A 16,151-nucleotide genomic window follows, 5' to 3' on the forward strand; every position below is an offset into this window, starting at 1 on the left:
GACGGAAATTCATGGATCTGACTGGCAAGCTCTTGATTGCAATGCCTGGTATCGGCGACCCGAGGTTCGAGCATTCGGTGATCTTCCTGTGCTCGCACGGCGAGGAGGGCGCAATGGGGCTGATCGTCAACAAGCCCGCGGACGGCGTGGCGCTGGGCGATCTGCTGGAGCAGCTGGACCTGGGCGGCGATGGCAATGCGGCAGCGGCGCTGCCGGTGCGCTTTGGCGGCCCGGTAGAGACCCAGCGCGGTTTTGTGCTGCACACGCCGGATTACGAATCGGATGTGAGTTCGCTGAAGGTGCCGGGCGGCTTCTCGATGACCGCGACGCTGGATATTCTTGAGGACATCGCCCAGGGACAGGGGCCGCAGGACCTGCTGGTGCTTCTGGGCTATGCCGGCTGGGGGCCGGGGCAGCTGGAATCGGAAATCACCATGAATGGCTGGCTGACGGCCGAGGCCAGCCCTGAACTGGTGTTCGGGCTTGCGGATGACAGCAAATGGGGCGCGGCGCTGAAGACCCTGGGGGTTGATCCGCTCACGTTGTCGTCCAGTGCGGGCCACGCCTGAATACGCATTTCCGGACGGCACAGCGGGACGGCTCCCGCGCGTTTTCTGATTATCGGAGATAATCCCAAAACCCTTGGGCCGGGCGCCCATCTTTGATGGGCGCGGGTGCGCTGCGGCTTGCGGTGTTCAGTCCCGCGGCGCGGCGGCGCGGCGCAGACGGTCGTTGATGGCCTCGCCCAGCCCGCGCATCGGCACCGTCGCGACAGCGATCGGTTTGCCAAACGCATCGAGCTGGTGGAGATGGCCGAAGAGATTGGCCGCAGCTTCTGCCAGGTCGCCATTTTCAGACAGGTTCAGATCGCAGGGACCAGGGCCAAAGCCAAGAAAAAGCTCACCGCCGCGCGGCGCTTCTGCGTTGAGCCGCACCGGCGCGCCGGGCGCGTAATGCGACAGCAGCTGGCCGGGCGCTGTCAGCGGATCATGCACGTCGCGCAGCATCAGCTTGCGGCCCAGCACGGCCTCAACTTCCTCTGCCGCCAGTCCGCCGGGCCGCAGCAGCACCGGTTCCGGCCCCGCCAGACCAATGATGGTGGACTCCAGTCCGACACCGCAGGCGCCGTCGTCCAGGATAGCGGCAATACGGCCGTCCAGCCCGGCCTTCACATGGGCTGCCGTTGTCGGGCTGATCTTGCCAGAGGGGTTGGCGGAAGGTGCCGCCACCGGCCCGTCCAGCTCCCGCAGCAGCGCTTGTGCCGCCGGATGCGCGGGCACCCTCACGCCAAGCGTCGCGAGGCCCGCCGTGACCAGCGGTGAGATCCCGTGCCCTTCGCGCAGCGGCAGCACCAGGGTCAGCGGCCCGGGCCAGAAGGCTGCGGCCAGCTGTTCCGCAACGTCATTCCATTCCACGTAGCGCCGCGCAGCCTCCGCCGAATGCACATGGGCAATCAGCGGGTTGAACGAGGGCCGCCCTTTGGCCTCGTAAATAGCCGCAACCGCTTCGCCCTGCCGGGCATCAGCGCCAAGGCCATAAACCGTTTCGGTCGGGAAGGAGACCAGCTGCCCGGCCTGCAAAAGCCGAGCGGCGCGGGCGATGCCGCTTGCCGTCGCGGCAAGGATTTCTGTGCTCTGCTGGGGCATTCCGGGTGACGCGGCGTTTTGGTTGATTGAAATAAGCGCCCGGTTAGGTAATCGGACAAGCCACAGACCATAATGGGCCAGCGCCGGGAAGCCAAGACTGCCCGCGCCGCAGGCCCAAGAAACCCCCGCCAGAGGACGCCCATGACCTTCCGCGCCCCCGTTTCCGAGTATGAATTTCTGCTGAACCACGTCGTTGGGTATGACAGCATCCCGGCCACAGACCGCTTTGCCGAGGCAACCACCGACACCGTAAGCGCGATCCTGACAGAAGCAGGCAAGCTGTGCGACGAGGTGATGGCGCCCCTGCAGCGCAACGGCGATCTGCATCCTGCGCGTCTGGAAAACGGCGTGCTGCGCACATCGCCCGGGTTTGCCGATGGATACCAGGCCATTCGCGAAGGCGGCTGGGTCGGCATCAGCGCTGCGGAGGAATTCGGCGGCATGGGGCTGCCGCAGACACTCGCTGTCGCGGTCTATGAGATGATGGCCGGCGCCTGCCTGTCGCTGCAGCTGGCACCGCTGCTGAGCCAGGGCCAGATCGAGGCGCTGGAGCATCATGCTTCCGACGCCATCAAGGAGCTGTACCTGCCCAAGCTGATCTCTGGCGAATGGTCCGGCACCATGAACCTGACCGAGCCGCAGGCCGGTTCCGATGTCGGTGCGCTCAGTTCAAAGGCGGAACCGAACGGCGACGGCACCTACGCCATCTCGGGGCAGAAGATCTTTATCTCTTGGGGTGACACAGATTTCTGCGGCAACGTCTGCCACCTGGTACTGGCGCGGCTGCCCGATGGCATTCCGGGGACCAAGGGAATCTCGCTGTTCCTGGTGCCCAAATACCTGCCGGATGCGGACGGTAATCCGGGCAAGGCGAATGATCTGAAGGTCGTGAGCCTGGAGCACAAGATGGGTCTGCACGGCTCCCCCACCTGCGTGATGCAGTTCGACGGTGCCACCGGCTGGCTGGTCGGGCCGGAACACGGCGGCATGGCAGCGATGTTCACCATGATGAACAACGCCCGCCTCGGCGTCGGCGGCCAGGGTGTCGGCGCGGGCGAGGGCGCCTACCAGCACGCGCTGGCCTATGCGCTGGAGCGCAAGCAGGGCAAGACCGCCAGCGGCTTCATCGCCGACCACGCCGACGTGCGCCGGATGCTGATGGAAATGAAGGCGGATCTCTTTGCCTCCCGCGCGATCCTGATGGCCTGTGCCCGTGCTATCGACATGCACACCGCCACCGGCGGCAGCGACTGGGCCGCCCGCGCGGCCTTCCTGACACCGATTGCCAAGGCATTCGGCACGGACACCGGCATGCGCGTTTCGGAAACCGGGGTGCAGGTCTTTGGCGGCATGGGTTTCATCGAGGAGAGCGGCGCCGCGCAGTATTACCGCGACGTGCGGGTGACGGCCATTTACGAGGGCACCAATGGCATCCAGTCAATGGACCTGGTAGCGCGCAAGATGATGGACGGCGGCGAGATGGCCTTTGCCCTGATCGACGAGATCGAGGAGCAGGCTGAACGCGCCCGCGCCACCCACCCGAACATGGCCGAATCTGTCTGGCAGGCCTGCGAATCCCTGCGCGAAGCCACCGAATGGCTGGTGTCGCAGCAGGATATGCAGGACCGTTTTGCAGGCTCGGTGCCGTACCTGCGCGCCTTTGCCCGGGTGCTGGGCGGCCATTATCACCTGGCGGCCGCGATGGCGGATCAGGGCGGCCCGCGCGAGAAGCTGGCCCGCTTCTACATCACCCGGATGCTGCCGGAGCACAGCGCGCTGCTGGCCCATGCGCAGGCCGGTGCAGAAGGCACCTTCGCCCTCAGCCTTGACGAACTGGCGGGCTGACAGCCGTGACTGACATCCCCGACGTCTCCCCCCGCACACCCTGGGAAGAACCGCCTGCTCCGGGCGAAGCGTTCGAGGTGGCGGAGGGCGTCCTTTGGATGCGCCAGCCGCTGCCGATGAAGCTGGATCACGTCAACATCTACGCGCTGGATGAGGGCGACGGCTGGACGGTGATCGACACCGGTTTCAACTCCCGCAAAAGCCGTGGCATCTGGGAGAGCCTGATGGCCGGCCCCCTGAAGGGTAAGCCGGTGACCCGCGTGGTCGTTACCCATCATCACCCCGATCACATCGGGCTGGCAGGCTGGTTTCAGTCGCAGTACGGCGCCGAACTGGTCACTACCCGCACCGCCTGGCTGTTCGCCCGGATGCTGACGCTGGACGTGCAGGAGACATGGCCGGAGGAAACGCTGGCCTATTACCGCAGCGCGGGGATGGCGCCGGAGGTATATGACAAACGTGTCAATGACCGGCCCTTCAACTTCGCCGACACCGTGCATCCGATGCCGCTGGGCTTTACCCGCATCAAGCAGGGCGACGTGATCCGCATGGGCGGGCGCGACTGGGATGTGCACACCGGCAACGGCCACGCGCCGGAGCACGCGACCTTCTGGAGCCGCGACGACAACCTGGTGATTACCGGCGACCAGATCCTGTCGACCATCAGCCCCAACATCGGCGTCTACGCGACCGAACCAATGGCCGACCCGCTGGGCGAATGGCTGGAGGCTTGTGAACGGCTGGCGCAATTGGCACGCCCCGAACACCTTGCCTTGGGCGGCCACAAGCTGCCGTTCTCACGCCTGCCGCTCCGGATGCAGCAGCTGATCGGCAATCACCACGGCGCGCTGGAGCGGCTGATGGATCACCTTTCCGTGCCGCGGACAGCTGCCGATTGCTTTGCGCCGCTGTTCAAGCGCACAATCGGCGAAGGTGAGTACGGGCTTGCGCTGGTCGAAGCGGTGGCCCATGTAAATCATCTGTACCACACCGGCCAGGTGACCCGCTGGAAACGCGAAGACGGCGCCTGGCTCTATCAAAGCAAGGGGTGAGCCGCACCCCGGAAAGGGGAGGCACCATGAGCGACGAGATTTCCACCAGCGCCGAGGCGGCAGAGGCGGCGGTGCTTCCCTGTGTTCATGAGGTCCACTCCGACCCTGACGCTTGCGCAGGCCTCCGGAAGGTGCCGGAAAAGCTGCAGAAACCGGATGCCGCCAAAAGCCCGGCCCGCTGGGCCTATGAGCGGCTGATCCTGTATATCCAAAACTTCGAACAGCAGCTGGATGCCGAACACGAAGTCGCCATGGGTTTCACCGGCGGCAATGCCGGAGTGCTCAGGATTGAGGGCATGGGCTATTTCGACCCCGACATCATCACCTACTACGGCAGCGAGCCGGACGGCTCCCGGACCCAGCTGGTGCAGCACGTCAGCCAGCTCAATGTGATGCTGCGCGCAGTGCCAAAGGCGCGCGAGGAAGAACCCGCCAACCGCATCGGCTTCCGTCTCGCCTCGGATCTGCAGCAGGAGTGAGCTGCACGATTCGCCGCCCGGGCCGCAGCCGCAGGATCCGCAGCGGTTTTCTGTGGTTTTCGGGCGGCATTTCCCTGGGATGCGCCCGAATGACGTGGTGACAGGGCCCGGCAAATCCGGTAATCACCGGGAAAACGCACGTGAATTTTGAGGGATAACTCACATGGCTGATCATCAGCACGGCACCATGGACATCACCGTTCAGGAGAAGATGTTCTCGAGCTTCATGACCTTCGTGACCCGTTTCTGCATCGCGATGGTTTTCCTGGCGCTGTTCCTGGCCGTTTTCGCCACCTGATCCCGGGGCCAAACTTATGCGCAATCTGCTCTGCCTCGGCGCGGTGATGCTGGCGCTTGCGGGTTGCGCGGCGCCGCAGCAGCCCAACGCGGATGCCGAGACCCTGGCCAAGGTGGCCTACCGCCACCCCGGCCCTGCGACGCTCACCCTGTACACGATGATCAACAACCGCACCGGCAAGGGCGGCCACGCGTCGCTGATGATCAACGCGTCTGAACGGGTGATCTTCGATCCCGCAGGCTCTTTCTACGCCTCAGTCGTGCCGGAGCGGAACGACGTCCTCTATGGTATCACCCCGGCAGTGGAAAAGGCCTACCGCGGCGCCCATGCGCGCAGCACTTTCCATGTGGTGGTGCAGCGGGTTGAGGTGACGCCTGAACAGGCCCAGAAGGCCTATCAGCTGGCAGTTACCAACGGCCGCGTGCCGGGTGCCTACTGCGCTCAGGCCACCATCGGCATCCTGCAGCAGATCCCTGGCTTCGAAAGCCTAGACCGCACTTTCTATCCGGAAAAGCTCTCTGCCCAGTTCGGGAAGCTGCCGGGGGTGGTGACGGAACGCTACTACGAAAACGACAGCGCCGATCTGCAGGCAGGCATCACCAAGAGCGGTGCTGCGCTGAACGCGGCAGAATAACTCTTCCCCAGGTGCAGCGCGCTCAGGCGGCGAGATACAAAAGCAGCAGGCACAGCCCGCCGGTTCCGAGCCCGATCAAGACGTTGCGGGTCAGATAACCCGCGACAAAAGTCGCCGCAGCGGCAGCAAAATGCATCAGGCTTGGGTCGCCGCCTGTGGGTGCAGGCCAAACCACCAGCGGCGCCACCAGCGCCGGGATGATCGCCACCGCGGTATAGCGCAGATGCCGCATCAGCCATTCGGGGATGGGTTTGCCGCCCATGAAACCGATGAAGGCAAAGCGCAGGGCATAACTGCCAAGCGCCAGCCCGATGATCACGGTCCATAAGATGGGTGTGGGGATACTGCTCATTTCGCGCCCTCCGCTTTGGCCTTCTGCCGCTCCAGCCACAGTTCCGCCTGTGCGCCCGCAATCATGCCGGCAATCCCCGCCACGATCAGGCCGAGGTTATAGGGCAGGGCGGAGGCGGGCAGCGAGGCCGCCACCGCCACAAAACAGGCCGCCACATGGGCAGGGGTCCGCAGCATCGGGCCGATCATCGCCAGAAACGCCAGCGGCAGCACGAAGTCCACACCCCAGCTCTCCGGGATCCGGGTGCCCACCAGAGCTCCCAGAGCGGTGGCAATGACCCAGGCCGGGGTGATCAGCCCGTTGGTGCCAAAGAAATAGGCCATCCGCTGCGCCAGCGGCATTTCCGGCTCCTGTTCGAACTGCACAACCGACAGGGCATAGGACTGATCGACGATGAAGTAAGCGGCAATCGCCCGCTGCCACATCGGGGCGTCGCCGAGGTAGGGCGTGAGCGAGGCCGAATACATCGCCATCCGCAGGTTCACCGCCAGTGCTGAGATCAGGATGATGATCAGCGGCGCGTTCTCCTGCATCAGCTGCAGCGCGGTGAACTGGGCAGCTCCGGCAAAGACTGTCAGTGAGAAAGCAAAGGCCTCCGGCACGATCAGCCCGGCCTCCGCGGCCAGCACTCCGAACAGGAAGCCGAAGGGCGAGGCCATGAACAGAAACGGCGCGCTGTCGCGAAACCCCTTCCAGAAGGCCGATTTGGTGGTGGTGATTGCCATCTGCGCGTCCTAGATTGCCTTGAACCGCCCTACGGCGGACGCAGAAGGAATGCAATTGGTGAGTATGGATATCACGTCAGAATATCTGATCGCCCCCGGCGTCGCAGACCCGCGGCTCACGCGCGCCGTCACCGGCGTTGACCAGAACGGCGAGCAAAGCGAGATCGCCGTAGTCGAGGAGCGCCCGCTGACCATCTTCCTGAATTCCCAGGAAATTGTCACCGCGATGACCATCGGCGACTACCCGGAATACTTGGCGCTCGGCTTCCTGCGCAACCAGCGGATGCTGCGTGACGAGGATGAGGTCACCCGTGTTGATTATGACGAGGATCTGGAAACCGTGGTGGTGCGCACCGCCGTGGAAACCAGCCACGAGGAAAAGCTGAAGAAGAAGACCCGCACCTCCGGCTGCGCGGTCGGCACCGTCTTTGGTGATATGATGGAGGGGCTGGAGGACGTGCGGCTGCCGCAGGCCGAGGTCCGCACCTCCTGGCTCTATGCGCTGGCGCACAAAATCAACCGCACGCCCTCGCTGTACCTGGAAGCTGGCGCCATCCACGGTACCGTGCTCTGCCGGCGGGACCGCCCACTGGTCTACATGGAGGATGTGGGCCGCCACAACGCGGTGGACAAGATCGCCGGCTGGATGCTGTCGGAGCAAGCCGAGGCCGCGGACAAGATCCTCTATACCACCGGGCGGCTGACCTCCGAAATGGTGATCAAGACCGCGATGATGGGCATCCCGGTGCTGGCCTCACGCTCTGGCTTCACAGCCTGGGGCGTGGAGATTGCCCGCGAAGTCGGCCTCACTCTGATCGGCCGGATGCGCGGTCAGCGGTTCATCTGCCTGTCGGGCGAGGAGCGGCTGGTGCGAGATATGGATCCGAAGGACGCGCCGGTGGAGGAGAAGAAACATCGGCGGAAGAGTGCGGAATGAAAACATGATTTCCAAAGGTGAGGGCAGCGTCCGGCCTGGCGGGGAGGGCGTGAAGCGCCCGCCCGTTTTGCCGAAGGCAAACCTTCGGTTTGACGGGGGGCGGGACGGGCGCTGCCCGGCCTGTAGGTCGGGCGAGTCAATCGAGATCGGAGTGCGTGCAACATGACCAAACCCCTTGGCGTAATCCTCGCAGGCGGTCTCGCCACCCGGATGGGCGGCGGCGACAAGGGGCGGCTGGAGGTCGGCGGCCAAAGCCTGCTCTCCCGTGTTGTTGACCGCCTGTCGCCGCAGGTCTCAGGCCTTGCGCTCAACGCCAATGGCGATCCGGAGCGGTTCGCCGATCTCGGCCTGCCGGTCATTGCCGACTCAATCGAGGGTTTCGCCGGTCCGCTGGCTGGCGTTCTGGCTGGTCTCGACTGGGCGGCAGGGCAGGGGGCGGAAACCATCGTCACCGCTGCCGCTGACACCCCCTTCTTCCCGCAGGATCTGGTGGCCCGGCTGGCCGCCGCCGCGGAAGGCATGGAGCATCCGCTGGTGTTGGCGACCACGCCGCGCACCGGAGATGAGGCGTTGAAATCCGGCGGCGGCAAACGCATCAACCGGCACCCGGCCTTCGGCCTCTGGCCCGTTGCCCTACGCGATGATCTGCGCGCGGCGCTGCAGGGTGGCCTGCGCAAGGTGGTCTTGTGGACTGACCAGCACGGCGGCCGCGAGGCGATGTTTGGGGCCGATCCCTTTGACCCCTTCTTCAACATCAACACGCCGGATGATCTGGCCCGCGCCGAGGCGCTGCTGAAATGAAGATCTACGGCGTCACTGGCTGGAAGAACAACGGCAAGACCGGGCTGATGGAGCGGTTGGTGGCCGAGTTCTGCGCCCGCGGATTTTCTGTCTCCACCATCAAGCACGCTCACCATGCAACGGATGTGGACCAGCCCGGCACCGACAGCCACCGCCACCGCCAGGCCGGTGCATCCGAGGTGGTGCTGGCCTCAGCCGGCCGCGTTGCGATCATGCAGGAACTGCGCGGCGCTCCGGAGCCACCTTTGGCAGAGCTGCTGGCCCGCCTGAACCCCGTCGATCTGGTGCTGGTGGAGGGCTACAAGCGCGAACCGCACCCCAAGATCGAGGCCTTCCGGCAAGAAGCAGGCACCGAACTGATCGCGCCGCGGGATCCCAGCATCCGGGCCGTCGCCAGCGACACCCCGCTGGACCTGGACCGCCCGGTATTTGATCTGAATGGCACCGCTGAGATTGCGGATTTCATTCAGGTTGAAGTGGGGCTGTGACCCCCTTTGACACCATTCTGGCCGTCGACTGGTCTGCGGCCAAGCGCAGGCCCGCGCGGCCCAGCAAGGACGCGATCTGGCTGGGTATTGCACGCGGCGGCACCCCAGAGCAGCAAATCTACTGCCGCAGCCGGATAGAAGCAGAAGAGTGGATCAGCAGCTTCCTTGCCGCGGAGCAGGCTGCCGGGCGGCGGGTGCTGGCGGCCTTTGATTTCCCCTTCGGCTATCCGCGCGGATTTGCGCGCCGGATCACCGGATCGGATGATCCCTTTGCCTTATGGGCATGGCTGGAAGAACGGATCGAAGACGCTGAGGACGGCAGCAACAACCGGTTCGGCGTCGCCTCCGAAATGAACCGGCAGTTTGCCGGCGCCGGTCCGTTCTGGGGCAAGCCGGACAAGAAGGCCTGGCCGGACATCCCCTACCGCAAAGCCGCTATAAGCTATGGCGAAGTGGCCGAACGGCGCAGCGCGGATCTGGCGGCCAGGGCAGCTTCCTCCTGTTTCCAGCTGTTTTTCAATCCGACGGTTGGCAGCCAGGTTCTGATGGGCCTGCCGGTCCTGCAGCGGTTGCGGCTCCGGCACCAGGCTGCCGTCTGGCCTTTCGAAAACATTGCGAACGCGCAAATTGTGTTCGCGGAAATTTGGCCAGGATTGATCGAATCCGCAGTCAAAGCCGCAATGGCTGTTGCAGGTGAGGGCGAAATACGCGACCGGGTGCAGATGCGGCTGTTGTCGCAAGCGCTCAGCCGCCTGCCGGCAGAGGAGCTGGCGGCAATGCTGGCTGCAGCGCCTGACGTAGCACAAGAGGAGGCCTGGATTTTGGGCACGGGGTATGAGGACCGCTTGAATGCGCTGGCCGCAGAAGATCCGGGCGGGCTGACCCCGCCGCCGCTCAGCAATGACTGCTTCGCCCTGCCTGCGGGCGTCGACTGGACCCCGGTCGATGACGCGCTGGCTTTGCTCAGGGACAGGCTGGGTCCGGTTACCGGAGCCGAAACTGTGCAGCTGGCAGAGGCGCTGGGCCGGGTGCTGGCGGAAGACGCTGTGGCCAAACGCTCCAACCCGCCGCTGCCGAATACCGCGGTGGACGGCTACGGATTTGCCGGCGGTCGGGCCGCGGGGCCGCAGGTGCTGCCGCTGGTGCAGGGCCGCGCCGCCGCCGGAGTTCCCTTTGACGGCACCGTGCCCGAAGGCAGCGCCATCCGCGTCCTGACCGGCGCCGCGCTGCCAGATGGCGTGGACACGGTGATCCTGGAGGAAGACGTCAACACCGACGGCACCCGGATCGCCTTCAACGGCCCCCTGAAACAGGGCGCCAACACCCGTAAAGCGGGCGAGGATGTCTGCGCAGGTGGGGTCATCCTGCCCGCAGGACGGGTCATCACCCCAGCCGATCTGGCGCTGGCCTCTGCCACCGGGCTGGCAGAGCTTACAGTTCGACTGCCGCTGCGCGTGGGTGTGCTCTCCACCGGTGATGAGCTGGTTGAGGCCGGGGAACCCGCAGGCAAGGGCCAGATTTTCGATGCCAACCGGCCAATGCTGCTGGCGCTGGTCCGCCAGTTGGGCTTTGTGCCGGTGGATCTGGGCAAGGCGCAGGACGACCGTGCGGCGCTGCGCGCACATCTGGACAGCGCAGCGGCAAAAACGGATGTGATCCTGACCTCCGGCGGGGCCTCTGCCGGGGATGAGGACCACATGTCTGCCCTGCTGCGTGAAGCAGGTGCAATGCAGGAATGGCGCATCGCGCTGAAGCCGGGGCGCCCGCTGGCGCTGGGCATGTGGAACGGCACACCGGTCTTCGGGCTGCCCGGAAACCCGGTGGCGGCGCTGGTTTGCACCCTGATCTTTGCCCGCCCCGCAATGGGGCTGATGGCGGGTACAGGCTGGCAGGCGCCGCAGGCGTTTGAGGTTCCAGCAGGTTTTGAAAAGCGCAAGAAACCCGGACGCCGTGAATACCTGCGCGCGCGGGTGCGGGACGGCAAGGCAGAAGTGTTCAAGTCCGAAGGTTCCGGGCGCATCAGCGGTCTCAGCTGGGCAGAAGGCCTGGTGGAACTCGGCGACGGCGCCGCGGAGATCAAGGCGGGTGATATGGTCCGCTTCATCCCCTACGGCAGTTTTGCTATGTGAAAGGCGCGCTCCCGCCCGCGGTCCGGGGCATCAAAGATGCCTGCCCGCCGTTGGGCCGGGCGCAGCGCTGGCGCGCGGCGCGGCTGCTCTCCATTTTTCACCTTTTGAAAATACTCGCGTCCCGCTGCCCGGCAGGCAGCACCTGAAAGGCGCGTTCTTTCTAGTCAAAGGTCCCGGCAACCCGGCCCACCAGCATGAAGGCGCGGGCAGTGCGGGTGTTGCCAAGGGCCGAAATCTCGCCGTCGGTCGCCTCGGCCTCGAAATCGGCAAACATCTGGTCGAACCGGCGCAGGAAGTGGTGCGCCGCATCCCGGAAGATCGGGTCCTGCTTCATACGTGCTGCGGTCAGCGCCAGGGAGGTCCGGTCGCGCACTCCGCCAAGCGCGGCCACCGCACGCCCGCGCGCGCCTTGTGCAAACTGGCGCCAGATCTCGGGCCGGGCCATGTCCGGGCGCAGGTCGTCCATGTAGATGCCGTCCTGGCTGAGCAGCGTCAGCACATCCTGCGCTGCCTGGATCACCTGCGCCGCCTTGCGGTCCTTGAGTGCCGCGCGCAGGGCGGCAAAGCCTTCGGTGTCCTCGGCGGTTTCCGGGAAATTCAGGGCCCGGATGAACTGCTCGGCAGGCAAGGGCGGCGCGGTGTCTGCGGCCTGGGTGCCAAGCGCCAGCGAGCCCTGCTCGGCGGCGGTCATCTCTGCCGCCTCTGCCGGGATGGCCGGGCGCAGCGGATTGGCGCGGCGGCTGGTCTGGAAGGTCGCCAATGCGGTTTCGGTCTTGCGGGTGGCCTCGGCGATTTCCTCCAGCCGCTTGGCAACTGAGGTTTCCGCCACCGCCGCATGCTGCTGCGCCTGCGCCAGGTAGCTTTGGCGCAGCCCGTCGATGGCGGCCTGCAGCTGCTCGCTCTCTTCCCGCATCACCCGGGCCGAGCGCGCGGCAGAGGCCGCAACCCACAGCATCGCCAGGGGCAGCACCACTGCCAGCACGCTGATGATCAAATCCGCCCACTGCGAAAGCCCGGCATCTTCGGGCGCCAGCACAAACGCTCCGGTCACCACCAGCAGCCACAGTGCGCCCAGCCCGATGGCCGCCAGTTCCGCACCGCCCAGGCCGTTGGCCGCTGTGGGGCCGTCAAGGCGGCGCAGCGGCTGGCTGCCGCCTGGTTTCTGGCCGGAACCCGGACTGCTGCTGGAGCCTGTCATGACCTTGCGGCCTCCCGGATCAGGAATAGACGATCTTGAGAATCTCGTAGGCGCGCTCGCCGCCGGGCGTGCGCACTTCCACACTGTCGCCTTCGTCCTTGCCGATCAAGGCGCGTGCAATCGGGGATTTGATGTTCAAAAGACCCGCTTCGATATTGGCCTCATGCTCGCCCACGATCTGCCAGGTCTTTTCTTCGTCGGTGTCCTCGTCCACCACGGTCACCTTGGCGCCGAACTTGATGGCGCCGGACAGCTTGGCCGGGTTGATCACATCGGCCAGCGACAGGATGCCTTCCAGCTCCTTGATTCGGCCCTCGATGAAGGACTGCTTTTCGCGGGCGGAGTGGTATTCGGCATTCTCCGACAGGTCGCCCAGCTCGCGCGCTTCGGCAATCGCCTGGATGATGGCCGGGCGTTCGACGGATTTCAGGTTCTTCAGTTCGCTTTCCAGCGCGGCGTGACCCGTGGGGGTCATCGGGATCTTTTCCATGTGGTTGGTCCAGGTCGCTCTATTGTTCTTGTCAGTATGAAAACCGCAGCCCCGCAGCATCTGCCGCGGGGCCTCCGGTCCGGTTGACATTTACCTGACCCAATCCTGCGCCCGAATTCAAGTGGCCGCAGGGCTTTGCCGCACGCAATTCCGCCTAACGCGGCAGATTGTGCGGCTTTTCCACAGGTTTGCGCGGAAAAATACCGCGGGCAGGGGGCGCAGACCCCGCCGCCAGCCACAGCAGATCAATCATATTGCACCGCCTCGTATTCGATGCCGTTCTCATCATGGAAGTAGAACCGGCGGCCCGGCTCATAATCGCCATGGTTCATCGGGGTGAAGCCGGCGGCCTTAACCGCGGCCTCAGTGGCGTCCAGATCCTCAACGATCACCGCCAGATGGTTCAGCCCGCCAATGATGCCATAGCTTTCCGGCGCTTTGCCTGCCGCAGTGCGCGGCGTGTAAAGCGCGAGGTAGCTGTTTTCCCCGCCCACATGCACGGTGTAGCCGCCGTTTTTCGCCTCGCCCTCCCAGCGCACATGCCAGCCAAAGATCTTTTCCATCCAGGCGGCGGTGCCATTGGGGTCCGCCACGGTGACATTCGCATGTTCCAAAACTGCGCTCATCGTAAATCTCCTTCTGCTCTGAGCAAACCTGTTGATGCGACTCACCGTAATTCCTAAACCTAACTTTAGCTCAAGGAATTTCTTCAGGGAGTTTGCCATGCCCCGATCCGCAGGTATTTCCATCGGCTATCTGGCCGAACGCACCGGCCTCGCCGTCTCGGCCATCCGCTACTATGAGGCGCAAGGTTTGGTGGAGCCCTGGCGCAACGCTGGCGGCCAGCGCCGCTTCCACCGGGCCGACATCCGGCGGATGAGCTTCATCATGATTGCGCAGCAATTCGGTTTTTCGCTTCCGGAAATCCGCGGGTTCCTGCGCAGCCTGCCAGGTGGCCGCACACCGACCAAGGAAGACTGGGCCTGCATTTCGGACAGCTTCCGCAGCCACCTGGATCAGCGAATCGAAACCCTCGTCAAACTGCGCGACAATCTGGATGGCTGCATAGGCTGCGGCTGTCTTTCGCTTCCGAATTGCAAACTTTACAACCCCGAAGACCGGGCGGCACAGAAGGGGCAGGGACCCCGTTACCTGATGGGAGACCGCCCTGAGACAGAGGCTGCGGCGGAAAATGATCCTTGAGTGACGAAAATGGACGCACTTTTTGTCTCAGTTGCCTGTTTTACAGGTGTTTGACGCGGAGTTTGGATTGACCCAAGGGGGCGCCAAACGCTAAGCAGCCGCGAAAGAAAATTGCGCCCGCATGACCCTGTGGGGCCGGTAGCGAACAGAAAGCCAAGGAGCGCCGCAAATGGCCGAGATTGAACGCGAAGCGATGGAATACGACGTGGTGATCGTCGGGGCCGGCCCTGCCGGTCTGTCTGCGGCCATCCGCCTGAAACAACTGGACGCCGACCTGCAGGTTGTTGTCCTGGAAAAAGGCTCCGAGGTCGGCGCGCATATCCTGTCCGGCGCGGTGCTGGACCCTTGCGGCCTGAACGCGCTGATCCCCGACTGGAAGGAAAAAGGCGCACCGCTGAACGTGGAAGTCAAGGAAGACAACTTCCTGATGCTGGGCGAGGCCGGCCAGGTCCGCATCCCCAACTTCCCGATGCCGCCGCTGATGAACAACCACGGCAACTACATCGTCTCCATGGGCAACGTCTGCCGCTGGATGGCAGAGCAGGCCGAGGAAATGGGTGTCGAGATCTTCCCGGGCATGGCGTGCTCTGAGCTGGTCTACGGCGACAATGGCGAAGTCAAAGGCGTGGTTGCCGGCGAGTTCGGCAAGAACCCTGACGGCACCCCCGGCCCGTCTTACGAGCCCGGCATGGAACTGCACGGCAAATACGTCTTCCTCTCCGAAGGCGTGCGCGGCTCGCTGTCCAAGGAAGTGATTGCCAAATACGGCCTCTCCGACGGCAAAGAGCCGCAGAAATACGGCGTCGGCATGAAGGAGATCTGGGAGATCGACCCAGCCAAGCACAAGGAAGGCACCGTCACCCACACCATGGGCTGGCCGCTGGGCTCCAACGCGGGCGGCGGCTCGTTCATCTACCACCTGGACAACAACCAGGTTTACGTGGGCTTCGTGGTGCACCTGAACTACAAGAACCCGCACCTGTTCCCCTACATGGAATTCCAGCGCTTCAAACACCACCCGGTGGTTGCTGATCTGCTGAAGGGCGGTAAGCGCGTTGCCTACGGCGCCCGCGCCATCACCGAAGGCGGCTGGCAGTCGATGCCGAAACTGGTCGCACCGGGCGTGGCGCTCTTGGGCTGCTCCGCGGGCATGGTCAACGTGCCGCGCATCAAGGGCAACCACAACGCGATGCTGTCGGGCAAGGCCGCGGCCGAAGCCGCCTTTGACGCGATCAAGGCTGAGCGTTCCGGCGACGAGCTGACCGCCTATGAGGCCGACGTGCGCGAAGGCGCTATCGGCAAGGACCTCAAGATGGTCCGCAACGTCAAGCCGATGTGGTCCAAGTGGGGCCTCACCGCGTCGCTGGCACTGGGCGGCCTGGACATGTGGACCAACAACCTCTTTGGCTTCTCCTTCTTCGGCACCCTGGGCCACGGCAAGAACGACGCCCAGTCGACCGAGGAAGCCTCCAAGCACAAGCCCATCGATTACCCCAAGCCCGATGGCGTGCTGTCGTTTGACCGCCTGACCAACGTCAGCTTCTCGATGACCAACCACGAGGAAAGCCAGCCCTGCCACCTGCGCCTGGGCAATGAGGACACTCCGATCTCGGTCAACCTGCCGAAATTTGCGGAACCGGCGCAGCGCTACTGCCCGGCCGGTGTTTACGAGGTGGTCGAAAAGGACGGCAAGCCTGAGTTCGTGGTGAACTTCCAGAACTGCGTCCACTGCAAGACCTGCGACATCAAGGACCCGTCCCAGAACATCACCTGGACCACGCCGCAGGGCGGCGACGGCCCGAACTACCCGAACATGTAACGGGAACGTTAGCATTTCGGCGTGGTTTCGCCGGATTTTATGGGGCGGTCCTTGG

At 64.6% G+C, this 16,151-nt stretch carries 18 protein-coding genes; 12 read left to right on the forward strand and 6 right to left on the reverse strand.

Annotation, left to right across the window (positions count from 1 at the left end; all coding sequences use genetic code 11):
• The first annotated feature begins 11 nt into the window (after positions 1-11).
• A complete protein-coding gene (locus tag A9D60_RS01310; protein ID WP_065265927.1) occupies positions 12-569 on the forward strand; it encodes a YqgE/AlgH family protein in 558 nt (185 codons plus the stop codon).
• Positions 570-695: 126 nt separating this feature from the next.
• Here A9D60_RS01310 and A9D60_RS01315 read toward each other — a convergent pair whose 3' ends face one another.
• Positions 696-1,646: an L-threonylcarbamoyladenylate synthase gene (locus tag A9D60_RS01315; RefSeq protein ID WP_065265928.1), complete on the reverse strand. Its 951-nt coding sequence runs from the start codon at positions 1,644-1,646 to the stop codon at positions 696-698.
• A gap of 141 nt (positions 1,647-1,787) precedes the next feature.
• Here A9D60_RS01315 and A9D60_RS01320 point away from each other — a divergent pair, with 141 nt between their 5' ends.
• The 5 genes from A9D60_RS01320 (at position 1,788) to A9D60_RS01340 (ending at position 5,954) form a co-directional block, all read left to right on the forward strand.
• On the forward strand, positions 1,788-3,491 hold the full coding sequence (locus A9D60_RS01320; protein WP_065265929.1) for an acyl-CoA dehydrogenase: 1,704 nt from the start codon (positions 1,788-1,790) through the stop codon (positions 3,489-3,491).
• Positions 3,492-3,496: 5 nt separating this feature from the next.
• Positions 3,497-4,543, forward strand: coding sequence for an MBL fold metallo-hydrolase (locus A9D60_RS01325; protein ID WP_083194058.1), 1,047 nt, complete (start codon positions 3,497-3,499; stop codon positions 4,541-4,543).
• A gap of 26 nt (positions 4,544-4,569) precedes the next feature.
• The gene (locus tag A9D60_RS01330) at positions 4,570-5,022 is read left to right on the forward strand and encodes a DUF6173 family protein (protein ID WP_065265930.1); all 453 of its coding nucleotides are present in this window, start codon (positions 4,570-4,572) and stop codon (positions 5,020-5,022) included.
• Between the two features lie 163 nt (positions 5,023-5,185).
• A complete protein-coding gene (locus A9D60_RS01335) occupies positions 5,186-5,320 on the forward strand; it encodes an aa3-type cytochrome c oxidase subunit IV (protein ID WP_039173840.1) in 135 nt (44 codons plus the stop codon).
• Positions 5,321-5,336: 16 nt separating this feature from the next.
• Positions 5,337-5,954 (forward strand): hypothetical protein, encoded by a 618-nt coding sequence (locus tag A9D60_RS01340; RefSeq protein WP_065265931.1) that lies wholly within the window; start codon positions 5,337-5,339, stop codon positions 5,952-5,954.
• A gap of 22 nt (positions 5,955-5,976) precedes the next feature.
• Here A9D60_RS01340 and A9D60_RS01345 read toward each other — a convergent pair whose 3' ends face one another.
• Positions 5,977-6,306, reverse strand: coding sequence for an AzlD domain-containing protein (locus tag A9D60_RS01345; RefSeq protein WP_065265932.1), 330 nt, complete (start codon positions 6,304-6,306; stop codon positions 5,977-5,979).
• A complete protein-coding gene (locus A9D60_RS01350; protein WP_019297121.1) occupies positions 6,303-7,031 on the reverse strand; it encodes an AzlC family ABC transporter permease in 729 nt (242 codons plus the stop codon). Before A9D60_RS01350 ends, A9D60_RS01345 begins: the two co-directional genes overlap by 4 nt.
• 64 nt (positions 7,032-7,095) lie before the next feature.
• On the opposite strand from A9D60_RS01350, the gene A9D60_RS01355 reads away from it, so the two are divergent.
• The 4 genes from A9D60_RS01355 to A9D60_RS01370 all read left to right on the forward strand — a co-directional run bounded on the left by A9D60_RS01355 (position 7,096) and on the right by A9D60_RS01370 (position 11,386).
• The gene (locus tag A9D60_RS01355; RefSeq protein WP_254656604.1) at positions 7,096-7,968 is read left to right on the forward strand and encodes a formate dehydrogenase accessory sulfurtransferase FdhD; all 873 of its coding nucleotides are present in this window, start codon (positions 7,096-7,098) and stop codon (positions 7,966-7,968) included.
• A gap of 162 nt (positions 7,969-8,130) precedes the next feature.
• A complete protein-coding gene (mobA, locus tag A9D60_RS01360; RefSeq protein ID WP_065265934.1) occupies positions 8,131-8,769 on the forward strand; it encodes a molybdenum cofactor guanylyltransferase MobA in 639 nt (212 codons plus the stop codon).
• Positions 8,766-9,257: a molybdopterin-guanine dinucleotide biosynthesis protein B gene (gene mobB, locus A9D60_RS01365; RefSeq protein ID WP_065265935.1), complete on the forward strand. Its 492-nt coding sequence runs from the start codon at positions 8,766-8,768 to the stop codon at positions 9,255-9,257. Before mobA ends, mobB begins: the two co-directional genes overlap by 4 nt.
• Entirely contained in the window at positions 9,254-11,386 is a 2,133-nt protein-coding gene (locus tag A9D60_RS01370; protein ID WP_065265936.1) for a molybdopterin-binding protein, read from the forward strand. Before mobB ends, A9D60_RS01370 begins: the two co-directional genes overlap by 4 nt.
• A 160-nt stretch (positions 11,387-11,546) precedes the next feature.
• Here A9D60_RS01370 and A9D60_RS01375 read toward each other — a convergent pair whose 3' ends face one another.
• The 3 genes from A9D60_RS01375 to A9D60_RS01385 all read right to left on the reverse strand — a co-directional run bounded on the left by A9D60_RS01375 (position 11,547) and on the right by A9D60_RS01385 (position 13,700).
• Complete coding sequence (locus A9D60_RS01375) at positions 11,547-12,584, reverse strand: hypothetical protein (protein ID WP_083194059.1); 1,038 nt, start codon at positions 12,582-12,584, stop codon at positions 11,547-11,549.
• Positions 12,585-12,603: 19 nt separating this feature from the next.
• Positions 12,604-13,074, reverse strand: coding sequence for a transcription elongation factor GreA (gene greA / locus A9D60_RS01380; RefSeq protein ID WP_039173961.1), 471 nt, complete (start codon positions 13,072-13,074; stop codon positions 12,604-12,606).
• A gap of 245 nt (positions 13,075-13,319) precedes the next feature.
• Positions 13,320-13,700: a VOC family protein gene (locus tag A9D60_RS01385; protein ID WP_065265937.1), complete on the reverse strand. Its 381-nt coding sequence runs from the start codon at positions 13,698-13,700 to the stop codon at positions 13,320-13,322.
• A gap of 97 nt (positions 13,701-13,797) precedes the next feature.
• Here A9D60_RS01385 and soxR point away from each other — a divergent pair, with 97 nt between their 5' ends.
• Positions 13,798-14,277: a redox-sensitive transcriptional activator SoxR gene (gene soxR, locus A9D60_RS01390; RefSeq protein WP_065265938.1), complete on the forward strand. Its 480-nt coding sequence runs from the start codon at positions 13,798-13,800 to the stop codon at positions 14,275-14,277.
• 169 nt (positions 14,278-14,446) lie between these two features.
• On the forward strand, positions 14,447-16,096 hold the full coding sequence (locus A9D60_RS01395; protein WP_065265939.1) for an electron transfer flavoprotein-ubiquinone oxidoreductase: 1,650 nt from the start codon (positions 14,447-14,449) through the stop codon (positions 16,094-16,096).
• Positions 16,097-16,151: the final 55 nt, after the last annotated feature.

This window comes from Leisingera sp. JC1 (assembly GCF_001679925.1).
Lineage (GTDB): Bacteria > Pseudomonadota > Alphaproteobacteria > Rhodobacterales > Rhodobacteraceae > Leisingera.

Coding starts and splice junctions, on each gene's coding strand:
- A9D60_RS01310 (WP_065265927.1), top strand. CDS start 12: ATGGATCTGACTGGCAAGCTCTTGATTGCAATGCCTGGTATCGGCGAC.
- A9D60_RS01315 (WP_065265928.1), bottom strand. CDS start 1,646: ATGCCCCAGCAGAGCACAGAAATCCTTGCCGCGACGGCAAGCGGCATC.
- A9D60_RS01320 (WP_065265929.1), top strand. CDS start 1,788: ATGACCTTCCGCGCCCCCGTTTCCGAGTATGAATTTCTGCTGAACCAC.
- A9D60_RS01330 (WP_065265930.1), top strand. CDS start 4,570: ATGAGCGACGAGATTTCCACCAGCGCCGAGGCGGCAGAGGCGGCGGTG.
- A9D60_RS01335 (WP_039173840.1), top strand. CDS start 5,186: ATGGCTGATCATCAGCACGGCACCATGGACATCACCGTTCAGGAGAAG.
- A9D60_RS01340 (WP_065265931.1), top strand. CDS start 5,337: ATGCGCAATCTGCTCTGCCTCGGCGCGGTGATGCTGGCGCTTGCGGGT.
- A9D60_RS01345 (WP_065265932.1), bottom strand. CDS start 6,306: ATGAGCAGTATCCCCACACCCATCTTATGGACCGTGATCATCGGGCTG.
- A9D60_RS01350 (WP_019297121.1), bottom strand. CDS start 7,031: ATGGCAATCACCACCACCAAATCGGCCTTCTGGAAGGGGTTTCGCGAC.
- A9D60_RS01355 (WP_254656604.1), top strand. CDS start 7,096: ATGGATATCACGTCAGAATATCTGATCGCCCCCGGCGTCGCAGACCCG.
- mobA (WP_065265934.1), top strand. CDS start 8,131: ATGACCAAACCCCTTGGCGTAATCCTCGCAGGCGGTCTCGCCACCCGG.
- mobB (WP_065265935.1), top strand. CDS start 8,766: ATGAAGATCTACGGCGTCACTGGCTGGAAGAACAACGGCAAGACCGGG.
- A9D60_RS01375 (WP_083194059.1), bottom strand. CDS start 12,584: ATGACAGGCTCCAGCAGCAGTCCGGGTTCCGGCCAGAAACCAGGCGGC.
- greA (WP_039173961.1), bottom strand. CDS start 13,074: ATGGAAAAGATCCCGATGACCCCCACGGGTCACGCCGCGCTGGAAAGC.
- A9D60_RS01385 (WP_065265937.1), bottom strand. CDS start 13,700: ATGAGCGCAGTTTTGGAACATGCGAATGTCACCGTGGCGGACCCCAAT.
- soxR (WP_065265938.1), top strand. CDS start 13,798: ATGCCCCGATCCGCAGGTATTTCCATCGGCTATCTGGCCGAACGCACC.
- A9D60_RS01395 (WP_065265939.1), top strand. CDS start 14,447: ATGGCCGAGATTGAACGCGAAGCGATGGAATACGACGTGGTGATCGTC.